We start from the raw sequence: 19,192 nt of genomic DNA on the forward strand, positions 1-19,192 counted from the left end.
CCATTCGACGCAGGTTTGCATCGGTCATAAAAAACCCCGCCAAAGCGCGGGGTTTTCTGTACAGCGTTCGATCAGCGCAATCAGCTGCCCTTGACCGACTTGCCGTTCACCGTGCCGTCTTGCAGCATGATGTTGTATTCCTTGCCGTCAGTCTCGACCTGTTGCAGGCGAACCAGCAGGTAGTCGAAGTCCTTGGCGAACCACATCACGGTGATGCGTTTGTTCTGCGTCGGGTCACGCACGCGCTCGACCTTGATGGCATCGACCGAGCCGACCTTGGTCTCGACCTTTTCCGGGCCCAGTACGCGGAAGTCATAGGTGTCGACTTCGTCGCCATCGACCACCTGATAGCTCATGCTCTTCTTGCCGGCGGCCACGTCGTGCTGCAGGGCCAGCTGGTAAGTGGATTTGTCCAGCACGCCGGTGTTCAGCGGGATTTTCACCGCATCGTTACGGTCGGTGCCGGTGATGAACTTGGTGGGCCAGTCGAACACCAGGTCAACGGTCTTGCTCTTGCCCAGGCCGCCACGTTCGAAGTGGTAGGTCTGTGGCAGCAGCGTGTCCTTTTCGGATTTCAGGGTGCTGACTTCGGTCAGGCTGGCGATCATCATCGACGCCTTGAAACTCAGGGTCCAGCTGCCGTTGGCGTTCTTTTCCAGGCTGCGGGTAGCGCTGCCGCCGCCGACAGGGAGCTGTTTGAAATCAGCGGTGTAGCTGGCGGAGAAGGGTTGAAGGTCTGCCGCGTTGACCGCAGGAAGTGCGAACAGTGCGAAAGCGAAGAGCAAAGCGCGACGCATAATATCTCCTGACTTTAATTTAAAGGGCCAATTCAATTGGCCTGAATCACGTGGCCGCTGGGCCCCAGTGGCTGGCCGTCCAGCAGTGCGCCATCTTCGCCCAAAGCCAGTCGGCCCTCGGCGAACCAGCGAATTGCCAGCGGGTAGATCAGGTGTTCCTGGGTGTGAACCCTTTGCGCCAAGGTCGCAGGCGTGTCGTGCAACTCTACCGAAATAACTGCTTGTACGACCAGAGGCCCCCCATCGAGTTCCTCGGTGACGAAGTGCACGCTGCAACCGTGCGCCACATCGCCAGCCTCGATCACCCGCTGATGGGTGTGCAGGCCTTTATACCGTGGAAGCAGTGACGGATGTATGTTCAGCAGGCGGCCGTGGTAATGACGCACGAACGCAGGGGTGAGAATGCGCATGAAGCCGGCGAGTACCACCAGCTTCGGCGCGAAGGCATCGATCGCTTCGATCAGCGCCGCATCGAAGGCTTCGCGACCTTCATAGGCGGTGTGGTCGAGAACGCGGGTGTCGATCCCCGCGTTTCTGGCGCGCTCGAGCCCGTAGGCATCGGCGCGGTTGGAAATCACCGCGCGAATGCGAGCCGGGCCCGAACTGTTCTGGAGGCGGTCGATCATCGCCTGCAGGTTGCCACCGGTGCCGGACAGCAGCACCACTACGTCACAAGGTTGGGGCATGTCAGGCATCAATGTGCCTTGACGTTCTTCAGCTCGACTTGTGCAGCGCCTTCGGCAGCAACGCCGATCTGGCCGATGACCCAAGGCTGTTCGCCGGTTTCACGCAGCACCTTCAGGGACGCCTCGACGTGCTCCTGGGCCACGCAGATGACCATGCCGACGCCGCAGTTCAGGACACGGTGCATTTCGTGCTCGTCGACGTTGCCTTTCTCTTGCAGCCAGTCGAACACCGCAGGACGGGTCCAGCTAGCCACGTCGACCACCGCCTGCGCGCCTTCCGGCAGCACGCGCGGGATGTTGTCCAGCAGGCCGCCGCCGGTGATGTGGGCCATGGCCTTGACCGCGCCGGTGTCCTTGATGAGCTTGAGCAGTTGCTTGACGTAGATGCGGGTCGGCGCCATCAACAGGTCGGTCAGTGGCTTGCCGTCCAGCTGGATGGATTCGATGTCGGCACCGGACACTTCGATGATCTTGCGGATCAGCGAGTAGCCGTTGGAGTGCGGGCCCGAAGATGGCAGGGCGATCAGGGCGTCACCGGCAACGACCTTGGAGCCGTCGATGATCTCGGCCTTTTCCACTACACCGACGCAGAAGCCGGCCAGGTCGTAGTCTTCGCCTTCGTACATGCCAGGCATTTCAGCGGTTTCGCCGCCGACCAGCGAGCAGCCAGCCAGTTCGCAGCCAGCGCCGATGCCGGTCACGACCTGGGCGGCAGTGTCGACGTTCAGCTTGCCGGTGGCGTAGTAGTCCAGGAAGAACAGCGGCTCGGCGCCGCAGACCACCAGGTCGTTCACGCACATGGCAACCAGGTCGATGCCGATGCTGTCATGCTTGTTCAGGTTCAGTGCCAGGCGCAGCTTGGTGCCGACGCCGTCGGTGCCGCTGACCAGGACCGGTTGCTTGTAGCCAGCCGGGATTTCGCACAGCGCGCCGAAGCCCCCCAGGCCACCCATCACTTCCGGGCGCTTGGTGCGCTTGGCGACGCTCTTGATGCGTTCGACCAATGCTTCACCGGCGTCGATGTCTACACCGGCGTCTTTGTAGCTCAGGGAGGGTTGCTTGCTCATTATCCAGGCCTTTAGGGGGGATTCGGGGTAACGACCGAGGTCGACGGCTCATGGCCGTGTCATCGCCGGTCTGCGAAGGCGCGCGATTTTATCAGGATTGGACCCAAGCGGCCATCCTTGGGCCGACGGGCAGGGCCATAGATGAAGAAAAAATAACGCGTCTGTTCAGGGTTTTGCCGTTCGTCGGCAGCTATAAAGGGTGTAACTTCATCTTCAGAGTGAGCGATTCGCGCCGTGCTGCGGTCAGAGTCGAGCCAGCCATTTTTATGCAGCTATTTATAAGCATCGTTTGGGAATTTTCTATGCGCCTGAAAAACTGTCTGTTCGCGGGCTGTCTGTCCCTCTTGAGCCTCCCGGCCCTGGCCGAGACGGTGAACAATCTTTATCAGGTGCGCGAGCCGGTCAGCGGGCAAACGCCGGACGAAAGAACCCGCGCGACCCAGGCTGCGCTGGAGACGCTGGTGATTCGCCTGACCGGTGATGCCAAGGCCGCGCAGAGCCCGGCCCTTGCCGAAGTGCGCAAGGATCCGCAGCAGATCATCAGTCAGTACGGCTATGACGCAGGTCCGCCCGAGTCTTTGCAGGTGGATTTCGATCCGGCCAGCACCGAGCGCGCGCTGCGTCAGGCCGGGCTTTCGCTGTGGGGCTCCAATCGCCCGGTGATCATGGCCTGGTGGCTCAATGATGCAACCGACGGCGCCAACCTGGTGGGCGACGGTCAGGCCTCGGCCGAGCCCCTGCGCCGCGCCGCCCGCCATCGCGGACTGCCGCTGCGTCTGCCGCTGGCGGACCTGAGCGAGCAGGGTATCGGCAACGCCAAGACCCTGGACGGCAACGACGTCGCCCCGCTCAAGCAGGCCTCCGAACGTTACGGCTCCGATGCGATTCTGGCGGTGCACGCCCAGGAAAACGGCGGTCAGTGGCAGGGTAAATGGCACCTGTGGCTGGGCGACAAGTCCGAGCAGGGCAGCGCTACTGGCGCCAGCCAGGCGGAACTGGCCGATGCGGTATTGCTGGCGGTGAGTCAGCGCCTGGCCCCGCGCTTCGTGGTCAAGCCGGGCGCTTCGTCGAGCATGGCGCTGGAAGTGCAGGGCATGAACCTTGAGCGTTATGCGCAACTGGGGCGCCTGCTGGAACCCTTCGGCGGTCGTCTGAAATCGGTCGATGCCGATCGCGTTGTATTTGATGTCAGTGGCAGCCCGGATCAACTGCGTTCGCAACTGTCCCTGGCCAAGTTGCAGGAAGTGCCTGCCGGTGAAGTGGCCAGCGCGCCGGTCGATGCCGGGCAAGTGCCTGCTGCGCCTGGTGCGGCGCCGGTGCCTGCGCCTGCCGCGCAAACATTGCACTTCCGCTGGTGAGCGGGTTCATAACGACGTTGCATGAAGCAATTCATTTCGGGTTCAAGGGGCAGTAATGACTGATACGCGTCGTTGGTTCTGGCTGGGCGGGGTCGTCCTGCTGTGCCTGTTCGTCTGGCTGCTGCACGCCATCCTCACGCCGTTTCTGGTGGCGTTGCTGCTGGCGTACATGGGCGATCCGCTGGCGGACCGGCTGGAAAAACTCAAGATGTCGCGCACCTGGGCCGTGGTCACGGTATTCGTGTTCTTCACCCTGATCTTCATGGGCCTGCTGCTGGTGCTGGTGCCGATGCTCGCCAAGCAGCTGTATCGCCTGTATGAACTGGCGCCGCAGATCCTCGACTGGCTGCAGCACACCGCGCTGCCGTGGACCCAGGCCAAGCTTGGACTGGCGGATGGCTTCTGGAAGTTCGACAAGGTCAAGGCGGCGATTTCCGAGCACATGGGGCAGACCGGCGACATCGTCGGCATCGTGCTGGCCCAGGCCACCACTTCAACGCTTGCGCTGATTGGCTGGCTGACCAACCTGGTGCTGATCCCGGTGGTGTGCTTCTACCTGCTGCGGGACTGGGACGTGATGATGGCCAAGGTGCGCAGCCTGCTGCCACGCCATCGCGAGAAGAAAATCGTCGCGCTGGCCGATGAGTGCCACGAAGTATTGGGCGCATTCATTCGCGGGCAGTTGCTGGTGATGGTGGCGCTGGGCGTGATCTACGCCGCGGGCCTGATGCTGGTGGGCCTGGAGCTGGGGCTGTTGATCGGTGTGATCGCGGGGCTGGCGGCCATCGTGCCTTATATGGGCTTCGTGATCGGTATCGGTTCGGCGATTCTGGCGGGGTTCTTCCAGTTCGGCGGCGATCTGTATCCGATGCTGGCCATTGTCGGGGTGTTCATGGTCGGCCAGGCGCTGGAAGGCATGGTCCTGACGCCGCTGCTGGTGGGCGACCGGATCGGCCTGCACCCGGTGGCGGTGATCTTCGCGATCCTGGCCGGCGGCGAGCTGTTCGGCTTCACCGGCATCCTGCTGGCGCTGCCGGTGGCGGCGGTGATCATGGTCCTGGTGCGTCATGTGCACGATCTGTACAAGGATTCGGACATCTACGGCGGGATGGAAGATCCGGATTTGTAAACGTTCATTGTAGGAGTGAGCTTGCTCGCGATTGCGGTGTGTCTGTGGCGAAATTGTCGGATGACACACCGCGATCGCGAGCAAGCTCACTCCTACAGGGTCCCTGTGCGAGCCCCGTAAATCACCGCGTAACTCCGGGCCAGACGCAACCCTTTGATTTTGCAGGTCGTCTGGCGCATTGTGCGGTCCGCTTTGCGGGTATAAACTTTGCACACTTTACACAGAGGCCCCTTGGCGGTTTGTTTTCGAACCGTTTAGCCAGCATGAAACCAGTTCAGCTGCCCCTGAGTGTGCGTCTGCGTGACGACGCCACCTTCATCAATTACTACCCAGGCGCCAATGCCGCTGCACTCGGCTATGTGGAGCGCCTGTGCGAGGCCGACGCCGGCTGGACTGAAAGCCTGATCTACCTCTGGGGCAAGAACGGGGTGGGGCGCACCCATCTTCTGCAGGCCGCCTGCCTGCGCCTGACGCAACTGGGCGAACCTGCCGTCTACCTGCCCATGGCCGAACTGCTCGAAGAAGGCGTCGAACTCTTCGACCATCTCGAACAATACGAGCTGGTGTGCCTGGATGACCTGCAAGCGGTCGTCGGCAAGCCCGAGTGGGAAGAAGCGCTGTTCCACCTGTTCAACCGCCTGCGTGACAGCGGCCGCCGCCTGCTGATCGCCGCCTCCTGCTCGCCTCGCGAACTGCCGGTCAAGCTGGCCGACCTCAAGTCGCGTCTGACCATGGCCCTGGTGTTCCAGATGCGCCTGTTATCCGACGAAGAAAAACTCCGCGCCCTGCAATTGCGCGCCTCGCGTCGCGGCTTGCACCTGACCGATGAAGTCGGCCATTTCATCCTGACTCGTGGCAAGCGCAGCATGAGCGCCTTGTTCGACCTGCTCGAACAACTCGACCAGGCCTCCTTGCAGGCCCAGCGCAAACTGACCATTCCCTTCCTCAAAGAGACGCTGGGCTGGTGAACGCGCCTGCGGTCGATCCAGCCCTGGTGCTGCAGACGGCCGCGGCGCTGCGTCACGCCAAACGCATCTTGATCATCACCGGCGCCGGGCTTTCAGCCGATTCGGGGTTGCCGACCTATCGCGGGGTGGGTGGCCTGTACAACGGCCACACCGACGACGGCCTGCCGATCGAGATGGCCCTGTCCGGGCCGATGCTGCGCCGTGATCCGGCACTGTGCTGGAAGTACATTGCACAATTAGGCAGCGCTTGCCTGGGCGGACAGCCCAATGCGGCGCATTATGCGATCGCTCAATTGCAGCGCCACAAGCCCGAGTGCTGGGTGCTGACGCAGAATGTCGACGGCTACCATCGCGCTGCGGGCAGCCCGCTCGAGCGTCTGATTGAAATCCATGGCAACCTCGCGCCGCTCTATTGCCAGTCCTGCGGCGCCGAGGACCCTCAATTGAGTGAACACCTGCAGCGACCGCTGCCGCCTTTGTGCAGGCAATGCCAGGGCGTGTTGCGCCCGCCGGTGGTGTTGTTCGAGGAAATGTTGCCAGAACTGGCACTGAACGTGCTGTACGAAGAGATGGCGAAAGGCTTTGATGCGGTATTGAGCATTGGAACCACCGCCAGCTTCCCGTATATTCACGAGCCGATGCTGCGCACGCGGGTCGCGGGAGGCTTTACCGCCGAGATAAATCCCTCTTCGACCGACCACTCCATGCAGATGGACGCTTTTCTGAGGTGTAAAGCCTTAGATGTCATGGAGTCACTGGTAAGTCACATTTGTGTCGATTGAATTTGCAAATGATGACGATAGAGGGCATAGTCTCGCCTTCTTTACAAAATACGCCACGGTCGTGCCCATGCTGAATCGCTTCGCACCCCTCGTGCCTCTCGCACTCGTTACGCTGCTGTTCGGCTGCGCGGCCCAGATGCCAGCGTCGCAACAGTCGCAGAATCCTCAGATGAAGGATTCGGTCACTGCTCAAACTGCTGCCAAGCGTGCCGATTATTCGGGCTCCGTACTGGACGACGAAATCGCCACCGAAGACGAACTGGCCCAGTTCTCGGACAACAAGCCGTATCAGTTGCCGGTGCTGGCTGACAGCATCCTGGAACGTGGCAAATCGCTGATCGGTACGCGCTACCGTTTCGGCGGCACTTCGACCACTTCCGGTTTCGATTGCAGCGGTTTCATCGGCTACCTGTTCCGCGAAGAGGCTGGCATGAGCCTGCCGCGTTCCTCGCGTGAAATGATCAACATCGATGCCCCTCTGGTCAAACGCAACGACCTCAAGCCTGGCGACCTGCTGTTCTTCAGCACCGCTGGCCGTGGTCGCGTCAGCCATGCCGGTATCTACCTGGGCGATGACCAGTTCATCCACTCCAGCAGCCGCCGCAGCGGTGGTGTGCGTGTCGACAGCCTCGACGACGCCTACTGGGCCCGGACTTTCATCGAAGCCAAGCGCGCGTTGGCCATGGCACCTTCCAAGGATGCGGAAACGACGACTGCGATGACTTCGACTACAATCAAGCGCCAACACCGCAAATAACCGTTCTACCGGGCGTGCAGTCAGGGAAACCCTGATTGCACGCAGTCCCGGCTCCCGGCACAGTAAGCATCCTATAAAGGTTGTTGTGTTTATGTCGTTTACGGTTCGCCTGGCTGTTGCTTCACTGGCTGTATTGCTGGCCGCTTGTTCCAGCAATCCACCGCCAGCCCCTCCCAAGGTCGTTTCCAGGCCTGTGGTATCCGCTCCCTCGCAGTTTTCTTCGCCTCTGGCTGATGACGTGCTTTTGCGTGCCATCGGGCTGGTCGGTACGCCCTATCGTTGGGGCGGGAACACGCCTGACTCGGGTTTCGATTGCAGTGGATTGATCGGTTATGTCTACCAGGGCGCTGCCGGCATCAGCCTGCCGCGTTCGACCCGCGAGATGATCAATCTGCGTGGCCCGGACATTGATCGTAGCCAGTTGCAGACGGGTGATCTGGTGTTCTTCGCTACCAGTGGTGGCTCGAACGTCAGCCATGCCGGGATCTACGTGGGAGAAGGGCGTTTCGTGCATGCGCCGGCCACGGGTGGCACCGTCAAGCTCGACAGCCTGGACAAACCGTATTGGCAGAAAGCCTGGCTCAATGCCAAGCGGGTGATCCAGCCTTCGAATCTGGCGCAGCAGTAGTTCATGACGATTCCCGGTTCCTGTAGGAGTGAGCTTGCTCGCGATGGCGTAGTGTCAGGCGACTGATTCGTAGCAGGCACATCGCAATCGCGAGCAAGTTCACTCCTACAGGATTGCGTGGTGTCAGGGATTGGTGTTGGATGCCTGCACCGTCCGCGCCGCCGTCACCCGCCAGATCTTGTTGCCGACGTCATCGGCCACCAACACCCCGCCTTTATTATCGTTGACCACACCCACAGGCCGCCCCTGGGCTTTTTCGTCGGCATTGAGGAAACCTGTCAGCAGATCCACCGGGGTGCCGCTTGGCTTGCCGTCCTTGAATGGCACGAACAGCACTTTATAGCCGCTGTGGGGCTTGCGGTTCCACGAGCCGTGCTGGCCGATGAACAAGCCCTCGTTGAACGGCGCCGGCAATGATTTGCCATCGGCGAACGCCAGGCCCAGTGAGGCGGTGTGCGGTCCGACGGCAAAATCAGGGGCGATTGCCTTCTGCACCAGTTCGGGATTTTGCGGCGACACGCGAACGTCCACGTGCTGGCCGTAGTAGCTGAACGGCCAGCCGTAGAAGGCGCCGTCCTGCACCGAGGTGACGTAGTCGGGCACCAGGTCGCTGCCGATCTCGTCACGCTCGTTGACCGCCGTCCACAGTTTGCCGGTTACCGGGTCCCAGTCCATGCCGTTGGGGTTGCGCAGCCCGGAGGCGAAGATGCGGTGATTGCCCGTCGCGGCGTCCACTTCCCAGATCGCCGCGCGGCCCTTTTCGGCCTCAAGCCCGTTTTCGCCGACATTGCTGTTGGAGCCCACGGTCACGTAGAGCTTTTTGCCGTCCTTGCTGGCGATGACGTTCTTGGTCCAGTGGTGGTTGAGGGTGCCGCCGGGCAGGTCGGTGACTTTCAGCGGTTCGCCCTTGATCGAGGTTTCGCCCGCTACATAGTTGAAGCGCAGCAGGCGGTCAGTGTCGGCAACGTAGAAATCATTGCCCACCAGCACCATGCCGAAAGGCGAATTCAGGTGGTCGATGAACACCGTGCGGGTTTCGGCGACGCCGTCATGATCCTTGTCCCGCAGCAGAGTGATGCGGTTCGCGCTGGGCACACCGGCGCCTGCGCGGCCCATGACTTTCTCCATGACCCAGCCGCGAATGCCCTTGCTGTCGTCAGGTTTGGGCGGCGCATTGGTTTCGGCCACCAGCACATCGCCATTGGGCAGCACATACAGCCAGCGTGGATGGTCGAGGTTTTCGGCGAAGGCCGCGACTTGTGTGCCCGGCGCGGCTACCGGTCTGGCACCGGCAGGCCAGCCGACGGCCGGGGCGATGTTCACGGTGGGAAACAGGGTTTTGTTCGGTGCCGGCAACTGGGGCGAGGGGCCCGTGCCGTCCGACACCTGCAAGGTGGACGTCTCGCCGCAGGCGCTGAGCCCTGCGACCACCACCAGCACCATCACAACCTGGGGTTTGAGCGTGAACATGGTCTGTCTCCATTTGCGGGCAGTCATGCAAGGGCATGTAATGAATAGAGGCGCTGTGCGGCGCGGGGTTCAACTGCACAACAAACGCCTGTTCGATTGACGCTCCGGGGTCAACCCTCTAACCTTCGCCGATTGTTTCAGGTGCCCGCGATCTTGATCGGTCGACCGGGTGAAACAGGGAAGCCGGTGCGAACGTTCTGCGATCAATTCCGGCACTGCCTCCGCAACGGTAAATGAGTCAAGGCTGCGCACGATGCCACTGTGTCCACGGGCATGGGAAGGCGCGTAGCCCCGGTTGTCGCTCATGAGTCCGGAGACCGGCCTGATCCATCCAAACAGCATCACGGAGGGCGATGCTCTGCGCAGGCCCGGACCATTCCGGTGCCTGCTGTCAGTCCTTGCCTGCGTCCTTCGTCTGTCCTATCTGCCCCTCAAAGCGGAGAGCCGAGATGAGCGAATCCCCCGAACGTGACCAACGGCACCTGGCGCGCATGCTGCGCAAGAAAGCGATCATCGATGAGCGCATCGCCAGCGCACCCAATGAATGCGGCCTGCTGGTGGTCCTGACCGGCAACGGCAAAGGCAAGAGCAGTTCGGCCTTTGGCATGCTGGCCCGAGCCATGGGCCACGGCATGCAGTGCGGTGTGGTGCAGTTCATCAAGGGGCGCAACGCCACGGGCGAAGAACTGTTCTTCCGCCGTTTCCCGGAACAGGTGCGTTACCACGTCATGGGCGAAGGTTTCACCTGGGAGACCCAGGACCGACAGCGCGACATCGCCGCAGCGGAAGCTGCCTGGGTGGTGACTCGGGAGTTGCTGCGCGACCCGGACGTCGGTCTGGTGATCCTCGACGAGCTGAACATCGCCCTCAAGCACGGCTATCTGGATCTGGACAGGGTGCTCAGCGACCTGCAAGCCCGTCCGCCCATGCAGCATGTGGTGGTCACCGGGCGTGGCGCCAAGCAGGAACTCATCGACCTGTCGGATACCGTTTCCGAGATCGCCGTGGTCAAGCATGCGTTCCAGGCCGGAATCAAGGCACAGAAGGGCATCGAGTTGTGAGTGAGCCGCGTCGCTGTCCTGCGGTGCTGATCGCCGCGCCTGCCTCCGGGCAGGGCAAGACCACCGTCACCGCCGCACTGGCCCGGTTGCATCGCAACCAGGGGCGCAAGGTGCGGGTGTTCAAGTGCGGGCCGGATTTCCTCGACCCGATGATTCTGGAGCGCGCCAGCGGCCACCCGGTCTACCAACTGGACATGTGGATGGTCGGCGAGGACGAGAGCCGGCGCCTGCTGTGGGAAGCGGCGGGCGAGGCCGATCTGATTCTGATCGAAGGCGTGATGGGGCTGTTCGACGGGACGCCGTCCAGCGCCGATCTGGCGCGCCACTTCGGCGTGCCGGTGCTGGGTGTGATAGACGGCACGGCCATGGCCCAGACCTTCGGTGCCCTGGCGCTGGGCCTGGCGCGCTATCAGCCGGACCTGCCGTTTGCCGGTGTACTGGCCAACCGCGTGGGCACCGTGCGTCATGCGCAACTGCTAGAAGGCAGCCTGACCGAAGGTTTGCGCTGGTACGGCGCGCTCTCCCGGGAAACCGGGATCGAGCTGCCGAGCCGCCACCTGGGGTTGGTTCAGGCCAGCGAGCTGAACGATCTGGACGTGCGCCTGGATGCGGCCGCAGCCGCCTTGGCCAGCACCTGCGACGCGACCCTGCCGCCTGCCGTGACCTTTGCCGCTCCTGACGTCAAACCCGTTGAGCGTCTGCTCGACGGCGTGCGCATCGCCATCGCCCACGACGAAGCCTTCGCCTTTACCTACGGCGCCAGCCTGGATCTGTTGCGGGCGATGGGCGCCGAACTGTCATTCTTCTCGCCGATCCGCGACCGGCAATTGCCCGAGGCGGACAGCCTGTACCTGCCCGGTGGCTACCCTGAATTGCATCACCTGGCGCTGGGGCAGAACGTTTCGATGCTCAATGCCATTCGCGCGCACCACCGCGCCGGGAAACCCTTGCTGGCCGAGTGTGGCGGGATGCTCTACCTGCTCGACGCCCTGACCGATGTGGACGGCCAGCGCGCCGAGCTGGTGGGCCTGCTGGCGGGTGAAGCGGTGATGCAGAAGCGCCTGGCGGCACTGGCGCTGCAGTCGGTGGAGCTGCCGGAAGGCACATTGCGCGGGCACACCTATCATCATTCGCTGACCAGCACCGAACTGACCCCGATTGCCCGCGGCGTGAGCCCCAACGGCGGGCGCGGCGCGGAGGCGGTGTATCGGGACGGACGGATGACAGCCTCCTATGTGCACTTCTATTTCCCGTCCAACCCCCAGGCGATGGCGGCGCTTTTGTTGCCATGAATAGCCCGGAATGCCAATCCGCCTTATCGCGATCCTGTGGGAGCGAGCTTGCTCGCGAAAGCGGCGCGTCAGGCGAAGTAGAGGGTTGGGTGTGCGGGTCTCTTCGCGGGCAAGCCCGCTCCCACAGGTTTAGCGTATGCCTGGATATGGAGAGCGTCCCATGACTGACCACGCCTTCAGCCCCGATGAGCGCGCTGCGGTTTACCGGGCCATCGCCGAGCGGCGGGACATGCGCCACTTCAGCGGCGGTTCGGTCGCCCCCGAATTGCTCGCCCGGCTGCTGGAGGCTGCCCATCAGGCGCCCAGCGTCGGCCTGATGCAGCCCTGGCGCTTCATCCGCATCAGCGACCGGGCCCTGCGCGGGCAGATTCAGGAGCAGGTGGAAGCCGAGCGCGTTCGCACGGCCGAGGCACTGGGTGAGCGTTCCGATGACTTCATGAAGCTCAAGGTCGAGGGCATCGGCGACTGCGCCGAGGTGCTGGTCGCGGCCTTGATGGACGATCGCGAGAAACACATCTTCGGGCGCAGGACCCTGCCGGAAATGGACATGGCGTCTTTGTCCTGCGCCATCCAGAATCTATGGCTGGCCGCCCGCGCCGAAGGTCTGGGCATGGGCTGGGTGTCACTGTTCGAGCCGCAGGCACTGGCGGACCTGTTGAAGATGCCCGAAGGCTCCAAGCCGCTGGCGATTCTTTGCCTGGGCCCGGTGGAAGGATTTTACCCGGCACCGATGCTGGTGCTGGAGGGCTGGGCCCAGGCCCGCCCATTGCAAGAACTGGTATTCGAGAACACATGGGGAGTGGCTACATGAGCGTGGCGGTATGAGCGTGGCGTTGTTGAGCGTCGCCGGGGTTGCGCTGGATGCGCTGCTGGGCGAGCCAAAACGAAACCACCCGCTGGTGGCGTTCGGCCGGTTTGCCGAGCGCATCGAGCAACGTTTCAACGGCGCCGGTCGTGGCTGGCGCAGCCATGGCGTCACGGCCTGGTTCATCGCGGTGATTCCGCTGACTGTGCTTGCAACCTTGCTCAGTTGGCTGCCCTACATCGGCTGGCTGATCGAAGTGCTGGCGCTTTACTGCGCGCTGGGCCTGCGCAGCCTGGGCGAACACGTCGAGCCGGTCGCCCAGGCGCTGCGCTGCGACAATCTGGATGAGGCGCGCCGGCGCGTGGGTTATCTGGTCAGCCGCCAGACCTCTGAGCTAGACGCCACCGAAGTCGCCCGGGCGGCCACCGAGTCGGTGCTGGAAAACGGCAGCGATGCGGTGTTTGCCGCGATCTTCTGGTTTGTCGTGCTCGGCGCGCCGGGCGTGGTGCTCTATCGCCTGAGCAATACGCTGGACGCCATGTGGGGCTATCGCAACGAGCGCTTCGAGCGTTTCGGCTGGGCGGCGGCCAAGATCGACGATCTGTTGAATTACATTCCTGCACGCCTGGTGGCGTTGACCTACGCGCTGCTGGGCAAAACCCGACTGGCCCTGCGCTGCTGGCGCACGCAGGCGCCGAAGTGGGACAGTCCCAATGCCGGTCCCGTGATGGCGGCCGGTGCCGGTGCGCTGGGCGTTGAGCTGGGCGGCGCGGCGATTTATCACGGTGAACTGCATCAGCGTCCGCAACTGGGTGAAGGCCAGCCTGCGGACGCCAATTCCATCGATCGCGGCTGGCAACTGGTGCAGCGCGGCGTGTGGCTGTGGCTGCTGATTCTGTGTCTGGGGGTTGAGTTCTATGCTTGAGCACGGCGGACGTTTGCGGGGCGCAATCGCGAAGTACGGCATCGACGAGGCCGACTGGCTGGACCTTTCCAGCGGCATCTCGCCGTGGTCGTGGCCGATTCCGCCGATCCCTGAATCGGCCTGGGCGCGGCTGCCGGAAACCGATGACGGCCTTGAGCAGTCCGCGCGCCTGTACTACGGCGCGCCCGACGTGCTGCCCGTGGCCGGCTCCCAGGCGGCGATTCAGGCGCTGCCGCGTTTGCGACAGGCGGGCAAGGTGGGGGTGCTGTCACCTTGTTACGCCGAGCACGCCGAGGCCTGGCGCAGCAACGGGTTCCTGGTGCGTGAGGTGCTGGAGCACGAGGTCGAGCGGTTTATCGACGTGCTCGACGTGCTGGTCGTCGTCAACCCCAACAACCCTACCGGCCTGAGCCTGAAACCGACGCTGCTGCTGGAATGGCACGCGCGACTGGCCGAGCGCGGCGGCTGGCTGGTGGTGGATGAGGCCTTCATGGACAACACCCCCGCGCTGAGCCTGGCGGCTGAAACCCAGCGGCCGGGGCTGATTGTGCTGCGTTCGTTCGGCAAGTTCTTTGGCCTTGCGGGTGTGCGCCTTGGGTTCGTGCTGGCCGAATCGCGGTTTTTGAAGGTGCTGGCGCGGCAGATCGGCCCGTGGTCGGTCAGCGGCCCGACGCGAATTCTCGGTCAGGCGTGCCTCGACGATGTAGAGGGCCATCGCCTGCAACGCCAGCGCACCGAGCAGGCCAGCCAGCGACTGGTCGAGCTGCTGACCCGCCATGGCCTGGCGCCCCAGGGTGGCTGCGCGCTGTTTCAGTGGCTGATGACGCCACGGGCGGCCGAGCTGCACGAATTCTGCGCCCAGCGCGGCATTCTGCTGCGCATCTTCACCAGCAACAGCAGCCTGCGTTTCGGCCTGCCTCGCGACGAAGTCCATTGGCAGCGCCTTGAACAGGTGCTCGGCGAATTCCCACGGGAGCAGGCATGACCGTAAAGGGCGCAAGTCTCATGGTGCAGGGCGCGACGCTTATGGTGCAGGGCACCACCTCCGACGCCGGCAAAAGCACGCTGGTGACGGCGCTGTGCCGCTGGCTGACCCGCCAAGGCGTGCGCACCGTGCCGTTCAAACCGCAGAACATGGCGCTCAACAGCGCCGTCACCGCTGACGGTGGCGAGATTGGCCGGGCCCAAGCGGTGCAGGCTCAGGCCTGTGGGCTGGAACCCCACACCGACATGAACCCGGTGCTGCTCAAACCCAACAGCGACACCGGCGCTCAAGTCATCATTCATGGCCGCGCCGTCACCACCATGAACGCAGTGGCCTATCACGACTACAAGGCCATCGCCATGCAGGCCGTGCTCGCGTCACACAAGCGGCTCAGCGAAGGCTGGCCAGTGGTGATGGTCGAGGGCGCGGGCTCCCCCGCAGAAATCAACCTGCGTGCCGGCGACATCGCCAACATGGGCTTTGCCGAAGCCGTGGACTGCCCGGTGCTGCTGGTGGCCGATATCAATCGCGGCGGGGTGTTCGCCCATCTGGTGGGCACGCTGGAACTGTTGTCGCCCAGCGAACAGGCGCGGGTGAAGGGCTTCATCATCAACCGTTTCCGCGGCGACATCGCCTTGCTGCAACCGGGCCTGGACTGGCTGGAGGCGCGCACCGGCAAACCGGTGGTGGGCGTGCTGCCCTACGTGATGGACCTGCATCTGGAGGCCGAAGACGGTCTCGATCAGCGCCAGACCGACAAGGCCGAGCAGGTGCTCAACGTGGTGGTGCCGGTGCTGCCGCGCATCAGCAATCACACCGATTTCGACCCGCTGCGCCTGCACCCGCAGGTCAACCTGCAATTCATCGGGCCGGGCCAGCCGATTCCGTCTGCTGACCTGATCATCCTGCCGGGTTCCAAGAGCGTGCGCAGCGACCTCGCGTACCTGCGCGCCAATGGCTGGGACACGGCCATCCAGCGCCACCTGCGCTACGGCGGCAAGCTGCTGGGGATTTGCGGTGGCCTGCAGATGCTCGGCGAAACCCTGCACGATCCGCTGGGCCTCGAAGGCGCGGCGGGCTCGAGCGCCGGGTTGGGGCTGCTGGCCATGAGCACGGTGCTGGAGAAAGAAAAGCAGCTGCGCAATGTCAGCGGCCGCCTGACCCTGGAAGACGCTGACGTCATGGGCTACGAGATTCACGCGGGCGTGACCACCGGCCCTGCGCTGGAGCATCCGCTGGTGCAGCTCAGCGATGGCCGTTGCGATGGCGCGCGCAGTGCCGACGGCCAGGTGCTGGGCACCTATTTGCACGGGCTGTTCGAGAACCCGGCGTCGAGCAGCGCATTGCTGCGTTGGGCGGGGCTGGAAAACGTGCAGCAGGTGGATTACCACGCCCTGCGTGAGCGCGATATCGAACGTTTGGCGGACCTGGTGGAGAAGCACCTGGACGGCAAGCTGCTGCGTGAACTCTGCGGGCTGGAGAGCGCCTGATGCTGCAATTGATCCTGGGGGGCGCGCGCTCCGGCAAAAGCCGGCTGGCTGAAAAGCTGGCGAGCGAAAGCGCCCTTGATGTCATCTACATCGCCACCAGCCAGCCGCTGGATGGCGAAATGAACGAGCGGGTGGCGCTGCACCGAGAGCGTCGCCCGGCCAGTTGGGGCCTGGTCGAGGAACCGCTGGAACTTGCCCGCGTCTTGAAGCAAAACGCAGCACAGGGCCGCTGCCTGTTGGTGGACTGCCTGACCCTGTGGCTGACCAATCTGCTGATGCTGGACGATCAGCCGCGACTGGCGCAGGAGCGCGACGCCTTACTCCAATGCCTGGCGACACTGCCGGGTGAAATCATTTTCGTCAGCAACGAAACCGGGCTGGGCGTGGTGCCCCTCGGCGAGCTGACCCGTCGGTATGTCGATGAAGCCGGCTGGCTGCATCAGGCGCTGGCCGAACGCTGCCAGCGCGTGGTGTTCACGGTCGCCGGACTGCCCATGACCCTCAAAGGATCCGCACTATGAGCAATGCCTGGTGGCTCGCGCCTGCCCGTGAAATCAACCCTGAGATCAGCGAGCAAGCGCTGGCCCGACAGCAGCAACTGACCAAGCCCGCCGGTTCTTTGGGCCAACTGGAAGCCGTCGCCGTGCAACTGGCGGCGCTGCAAGGGCGGGTCAAGCCCAAGGTGGATAAGGTCTGGATCGCGATCTTCGCCGGTGACCATGGCGTGGTGGCCGAAGGTGTTTCGGCCTATCCGCAGGCGGTCACCGGACAGATGCTGCACAACTTCATCATGGGCGGCGCGGCGATCAGCGTGCTGGCGCGGCAACTGTCGGCGCAACTGGATGTGGTGGATCTGGGCACTGTGTCGCCGCTCAATCTGGCAGGGGTGCGCCACCTGAACCTGGGCGCAGGCACCGCCAACTTCGCCAAAGGCGAGGCGATGGCCCCTGAGCAACTGGAAGGAGCGCTGGCCGGTGGGCGCGACAGCGTGCTGCGGGCCAAGGCTGCGGGCACCGAGCTGTTCATCGGTGGCGAGATGGGCATCGGCAATACCACGGCCGCCAGTGCGGTGGCCTGCTCGCTGCTGAACTGCCCGGCACCGTTGCTGGTCGGGCCCGGTACCGGGCTGGATGCACAAGGGATCAATCACAAGGCTCAGGTCATCGAGCAGGCGCTGGCGCTGCACGCGCAGGTGTCGGGTGATGCGCTGGGCAGCCTGCGCGCCCTTGGCGGTTTCGAAATTGCGGCGCTGGCGGGGGCTTATCTGGCCTGTGCCCAGGAAGGCATCCCGGCGCTGGTCGACGGTTTCATCTGCACCGTCGCCGCGCTGGTGGCGGTGCGACTCAATCCATCGTGCCGCCCGTGGCTGTTCTTCGGCCATCGCGGCGCCGAACCGGGCCATCGCCACGTGCTGGAAACCCTGCAGGCCGAGCCGCTGCTGGAACTGGGCCTGCGCCTGGGCGAGGGCAGCGGCGCGGCGCTGGCGGTGCCACTGCTGCGCCTGGCGTGCGAGCTGCACAACGGCATGGCGACCTTTGCCGAAGCAGCCGTGGCGGATCGCCCGGCATGACCTTGCGTCTGGACTTGCTGCGCCATGGCGAAACCGAACTTGGCGGCGGCCTGCGCGGCAGTCTCGATGACGCACTGACCGACCTGGGCTGGCAGCAGATGCGCTCGTCGGTGGCCGAGCTTGCCCTTGAGTCACCCTGGGATCGCATCGTCAGCTCGCCTTTGCAGCGCTGTGCGCGGTTTGCCGAGGAGCTGGCCTTGAAACTGTCCCTGCCGTTGCAACTGGAGGCCGGGATTCAGGAACTGCACTTTGGTGACTGGGAAGGAATTGGCACCGCGCAATTGATGGAAACCGACGCCGAAGGCTTGGGGCGGTTCTGGGAAGACCCGTACAGCTTCACCCCGCCCAAGGGTGAGCCGGTGCTGGCGTTTGCCTCCCGCGTGCTTGGCGTGATTGAGCGTCTGCAGCAAAGCTGCGACGGCGAGCGGATCCTGCTGATCAGCCATGGCGGGGTGATGCGGCTGTTATTGGCGCAGGCCCGTGGGCTGCCCCGCGAGCAACTGCTGCAAGTGGTGGTCGGCCATGGCGGGCTGTTCGGTCTGGCCGTCGAGGCCGATGGCCAACTGACGGAGGTGTAGATGCTGCCGTTCTGGATCGCCCTGCAATTTCTCGGCAGCCTGCCGGTTCGTCTGCCCGGCATGCCGTCGCCTCAGGAGCTGGGGCGTTCGCTGCTGTTTTATCCGTTGGTGGGGGTGCTGTTCGGCTCGGTGCTGATGGCGTTGAACCTGCTGCTCGAAGGTACGCCGCAGTTCCTCCATGCCGCGCTGTTGCTGGCGGCCTGGGTGCTGCTCAGCGGCGGCTTGCACCTGGATGGCCTGGCTGACAGTGCCGACGCCTGGCTGGGCGGTTTTGGTGATCGCGAGCGCACGCTGACCATCATGAAAGACCCACGCAGCGGACCGATTGCGGTGGTGACCCTGGTCATCGTGTTGCTGCTCAAGTTTGCGGCGTTGCTGGCGCTGATCGACACCCGGCACGGCATCGCGCTGTTGCTGGCACCGGTCATTGGCCGCGCGGCGATGCTGGGGCTGTTCATCAACACGCCTTACGTGCGCGCAGGCGGGCTGGGGCAGGCGCTGGCGGACCATTTGCCACGCCCCCTGGGTGTTCAGGTGCTGGGCGTGACCGCACTGGGTTGCGTGCTGGTGTCGGGCTGGCCTGGGCTGTGGGCCGTACTGATGGCGACGGTAGGCTTTTTCTGGCTGCGGCAGGTGATGATCCGCCGCCTGGGCGGCTGCACCGGCGATACGGCCGGGGCGATGCTGGAGTTGCTCGAAGTGCTGGTGTTGGTGGGGTTGGCGCTGATCCAGCGTTGAATCCATATAGATGATTCTGTCTCGGTACGAACTGTGGGAGCGAGCTTGCTCGCGAAAGCGGACCATCAGTTATTGATGCTGTGTCTGACACGACGCTTTCGCGAGC

Annotated in this window: 20 protein-coding genes and 1 riboswitch; of the genes, 16 read left to right on the plus strand and 4 right to left on the minus strand. The window is 63.8% G+C overall.

Annotated features, from left to right (window positions below; genetic code table 11):
- Positions 1-80: 80 nt before the first annotated feature.
- The 3 genes from NPS29_RS22960 to purM are packed head-to-tail and all read right to left on the minus strand — an operon-like array spanning position 81 to position 2,550.
- A complete protein-coding gene (locus NPS29_RS22960) occupies positions 81-797 on the minus strand; it encodes a DUF3108 domain-containing protein (protein WP_274135353.1) in 717 nt (238 codons plus the stop codon).
- A gap of 32 nt (positions 798-829) precedes the next feature.
- Positions 830-1,483 (minus strand): phosphoribosylglycinamide formyltransferase, encoded by a 654-nt coding sequence (gene purN, locus NPS29_RS22965; protein WP_274135354.1) that lies wholly within the window; start codon positions 1,481-1,483, stop codon positions 830-832.
- Positions 1,484-1,491: 8 nt separating this feature from the next.
- The gene (gene purM, locus NPS29_RS22970; protein ID WP_274135355.1) at positions 1,492-2,550 is read right to left on the minus strand and encodes a phosphoribosylformylglycinamidine cyclo-ligase; all 1,059 of its coding nucleotides are present in this window, start codon (positions 2,548-2,550) and stop codon (positions 1,492-1,494) included.
- A 302-nt stretch (positions 2,551-2,852) separates the two neighbouring features.
- Here purM and NPS29_RS22975 point away from each other — a divergent pair, with 302 nt between their 5' ends.
- The 6 genes from NPS29_RS22975 to NPS29_RS23000 all read left to right on the plus strand — a co-directional run bounded on the left by NPS29_RS22975 (position 2,853) and on the right by NPS29_RS23000 (position 8,172).
- Complete coding sequence (locus NPS29_RS22975; protein WP_274135356.1) at positions 2,853-3,908, plus strand: DUF2066 domain-containing protein; 1,056 nt, start codon at positions 2,853-2,855, stop codon at positions 3,906-3,908.
- A 55-nt stretch (positions 3,909-3,963) separates the two neighbouring features.
- Positions 3,964-5,037, plus strand: coding sequence for an AI-2E family transporter (locus tag NPS29_RS22980; RefSeq protein WP_274135358.1), 1,074 nt, complete (start codon positions 3,964-3,966; stop codon positions 5,035-5,037).
- 263 nt (positions 5,038-5,300) lie between these two features.
- Positions 5,301-6,005: a DnaA regulatory inactivator Hda gene (hda, locus tag NPS29_RS22985; protein ID WP_274135360.1), complete on the plus strand. Its 705-nt coding sequence runs from the start codon at positions 5,301-5,303 to the stop codon at positions 6,003-6,005.
- The gene (locus NPS29_RS22990; RefSeq protein ID WP_274135361.1) at positions 6,002-6,787 is read left to right on the plus strand and encodes an NAD-dependent deacylase; all 786 of its coding nucleotides are present in this window, start codon (positions 6,002-6,004) and stop codon (positions 6,785-6,787) included. The genes hda and NPS29_RS22990 overlap by 4 nt, the downstream gene beginning before the upstream one ends.
- Before the next feature lie 67 nt (positions 6,788-6,854).
- Positions 6,855-7,544 carry a C40 family peptidase gene (locus NPS29_RS22995; RefSeq protein WP_274135362.1) on the plus strand — a complete coding sequence of 230 codons (690 nt, stop codon included), beginning with the start codon at positions 6,855-6,857 and terminating at the stop codon, positions 7,542-7,544.
- 91 nt (positions 7,545-7,635) lie between these two features.
- Positions 7,636-8,172, plus strand: coding sequence for a C40 family peptidase (locus tag NPS29_RS23000; RefSeq protein WP_274135364.1), 537 nt, complete (start codon positions 7,636-7,638; stop codon positions 8,170-8,172).
- 123 nt (positions 8,173-8,295) lie between these two features.
- Here the strand turns inward: NPS29_RS23000 and NPS29_RS23005 are convergent, their stop codons facing one another.
- Positions 8,296-9,642 (minus strand): PQQ-dependent sugar dehydrogenase, encoded by a 1,347-nt coding sequence (locus NPS29_RS23005; RefSeq protein ID WP_274135365.1) that lies wholly within the window; start codon positions 9,640-9,642, stop codon positions 8,296-8,298.
- A 122-nt stretch (positions 9,643-9,764) separates the two neighbouring features.
- Positions 9,765-9,982: riboswitch (cobalamin riboswitch) on the plus strand.
- Between the two features lie 109 nt (positions 9,983-10,091).
- On the opposite strand from NPS29_RS23005, the gene cobO reads away from it, so the two are divergent.
- The 10 genes from cobO (at position 10,092) to NPS29_RS23055 (ending at position 19,086) form a co-directional block, all read left to right on the plus strand.
- Positions 10,092-10,703 carry a cob(I)yrinic acid a,c-diamide adenosyltransferase gene (gene cobO, locus NPS29_RS23010; RefSeq protein WP_274135367.1) on the plus strand — a complete coding sequence of 204 codons (612 nt, stop codon included), beginning with the start codon at positions 10,092-10,094 and terminating at the stop codon, positions 10,701-10,703.
- On the plus strand, positions 10,700-11,995 hold the full coding sequence (locus tag NPS29_RS23015; RefSeq protein ID WP_274135368.1) for a cobyrinate a,c-diamide synthase: 1,296 nt from the start codon (positions 10,700-10,702) through the stop codon (positions 11,993-11,995). The genes cobO and NPS29_RS23015 overlap by 4 nt, the downstream gene beginning before the upstream one ends.
- Positions 11,996-12,155: 160 nt before the next feature.
- The gene (gene bluB, locus NPS29_RS23020; RefSeq protein ID WP_274135369.1) at positions 12,156-12,806 is read left to right on the plus strand and encodes a 5,6-dimethylbenzimidazole synthase; all 651 of its coding nucleotides are present in this window, start codon (positions 12,156-12,158) and stop codon (positions 12,804-12,806) included.
- 10 nt (positions 12,807-12,816) lie between these two features.
- The gene (gene cbiB, locus NPS29_RS23025) at positions 12,817-13,725 is read left to right on the plus strand and encodes an adenosylcobinamide-phosphate synthase CbiB (protein ID WP_274135370.1); all 909 of its coding nucleotides are present in this window, start codon (positions 12,817-12,819) and stop codon (positions 13,723-13,725) included.
- Entirely contained in the window at positions 13,718-14,710 is a 993-nt protein-coding gene (gene cobD, locus NPS29_RS23030; RefSeq protein ID WP_274135371.1) for a threonine-phosphate decarboxylase CobD, read from the plus strand. Before cbiB ends, cobD begins: the two co-directional genes overlap by 8 nt.
- Before the next feature lie 20 nt (positions 14,711-14,730).
- Entirely contained in the window at positions 14,731-16,200 is a 1,470-nt protein-coding gene (locus NPS29_RS23035; RefSeq protein WP_425312548.1) for a cobyric acid synthase, read from the plus strand.
- Positions 16,200-16,721, plus strand: a complete 522-nt coding sequence (gene cobU, locus NPS29_RS23040; RefSeq protein WP_274135374.1) for a bifunctional adenosylcobinamide kinase/adenosylcobinamide-phosphate guanylyltransferase — start codon at positions 16,200-16,202, stop codon at positions 16,719-16,721. Before NPS29_RS23035 ends, cobU begins: the two co-directional genes overlap by 1 nt.
- Complete coding sequence (cobT, locus tag NPS29_RS23045) at positions 16,718-17,770, plus strand: nicotinate-nucleotide--dimethylbenzimidazole phosphoribosyltransferase (RefSeq protein WP_274135375.1); 1,053 nt, start codon at positions 16,718-16,720, stop codon at positions 17,768-17,770. The genes cobU and cobT overlap by 4 nt, the downstream gene beginning before the upstream one ends.
- A complete protein-coding gene (gene cobC / locus NPS29_RS23050) occupies positions 17,767-18,348 on the plus strand; it encodes an alpha-ribazole phosphatase family protein (protein ID WP_274135376.1) in 582 nt (193 codons plus the stop codon). The genes cobT and cobC overlap by 4 nt, the downstream gene beginning before the upstream one ends.
- On the plus strand, positions 18,349-19,086 hold the full coding sequence (locus tag NPS29_RS23055; protein WP_274135378.1) for an adenosylcobinamide-GDP ribazoletransferase: 738 nt from the start codon (positions 18,349-18,351) through the stop codon (positions 19,084-19,086).
- Positions 19,087-19,192: the final 106 nt, after the last annotated feature.

It is taken from the genome of Pseudomonas putida (assembly GCF_028682175.1).
GTDB lineage: Bacteria > Pseudomonadota > Gammaproteobacteria > Pseudomonadales > Pseudomonadaceae > Aquipseudomonas > Aquipseudomonas putida_AD.

Coding starts and splice junctions, on each gene's coding strand:
- cobO (WP_274135367.1), top strand. CDS start 10,092: ATGAGCGAATCCCCCGAACGTGACCAACGGCACCTGGCGCGCATGCTG.
- hda (WP_274135360.1), top strand. CDS start 5,301: ATGAAACCAGTTCAGCTGCCCCTGAGTGTGCGTCTGCGTGACGACGCC.
- NPS29_RS23035 (WP_425312548.1), top strand. CDS start 14,731: ATGGTGCAGGGCGCGACGCTTATGGTGCAGGGCACCACCTCCGACGCC.
- NPS29_RS23000 (WP_274135364.1), top strand. CDS start 7,636: ATGTCGTTTACGGTTCGCCTGGCTGTTGCTTCACTGGCTGTATTGCTG.
- NPS29_RS22975 (WP_274135356.1), top strand. CDS start 2,853: ATGCGCCTGAAAAACTGTCTGTTCGCGGGCTGTCTGTCCCTCTTGAGC.
- cobT (WP_274135375.1), top strand. CDS start 16,718: ATGAGCAATGCCTGGTGGCTCGCGCCTGCCCGTGAAATCAACCCTGAG.
- cobU (WP_274135374.1), top strand. CDS start 16,200: ATGCTGCAATTGATCCTGGGGGGCGCGCGCTCCGGCAAAAGCCGGCTG.
- purM (WP_274135355.1), bottom strand. CDS start 2,550: ATGAGCAAGCAACCCTCCCTGAGCTACAAAGACGCCGGTGTAGACATC.
- NPS29_RS22995 (WP_274135362.1), top strand. CDS start 6,855: ATGCTGAATCGCTTCGCACCCCTCGTGCCTCTCGCACTCGTTACGCTG.
- NPS29_RS22960 (WP_274135353.1), bottom strand. CDS start 797: ATGCGTCGCGCTTTGCTCTTCGCTTTCGCACTGTTCGCACTTCCTGCG.
- NPS29_RS22980 (WP_274135358.1), top strand. CDS start 3,964: ATGACTGATACGCGTCGTTGGTTCTGGCTGGGCGGGGTCGTCCTGCTG.
- NPS29_RS23005 (WP_274135365.1), bottom strand. CDS start 9,642: ATGTTCACGCTCAAACCCCAGGTTGTGATGGTGCTGGTGGTGGTCGCA.
- NPS29_RS23055 (WP_274135378.1), top strand. CDS start 18,349: ATGCTGCCGTTCTGGATCGCCCTGCAATTTCTCGGCAGCCTGCCGGTT.
- cobC (WP_274135376.1), top strand. CDS start 17,767: ATGACCTTGCGTCTGGACTTGCTGCGCCATGGCGAAACCGAACTTGGC.
- bluB (WP_274135369.1), top strand. CDS start 12,156: ATGACTGACCACGCCTTCAGCCCCGATGAGCGCGCTGCGGTTTACCGG.
- cobD (WP_274135371.1), top strand. CDS start 13,718: ATGCTTGAGCACGGCGGACGTTTGCGGGGCGCAATCGCGAAGTACGGC.
- purN (WP_274135354.1), bottom strand. CDS start 1,483: ATGCCCCAACCTTGTGACGTAGTGGTGCTGCTGTCCGGCACCGGTGGC.
- cbiB (WP_274135370.1), top strand. CDS start 12,817: ATGAGCGTGGCGTTGTTGAGCGTCGCCGGGGTTGCGCTGGATGCGCTG.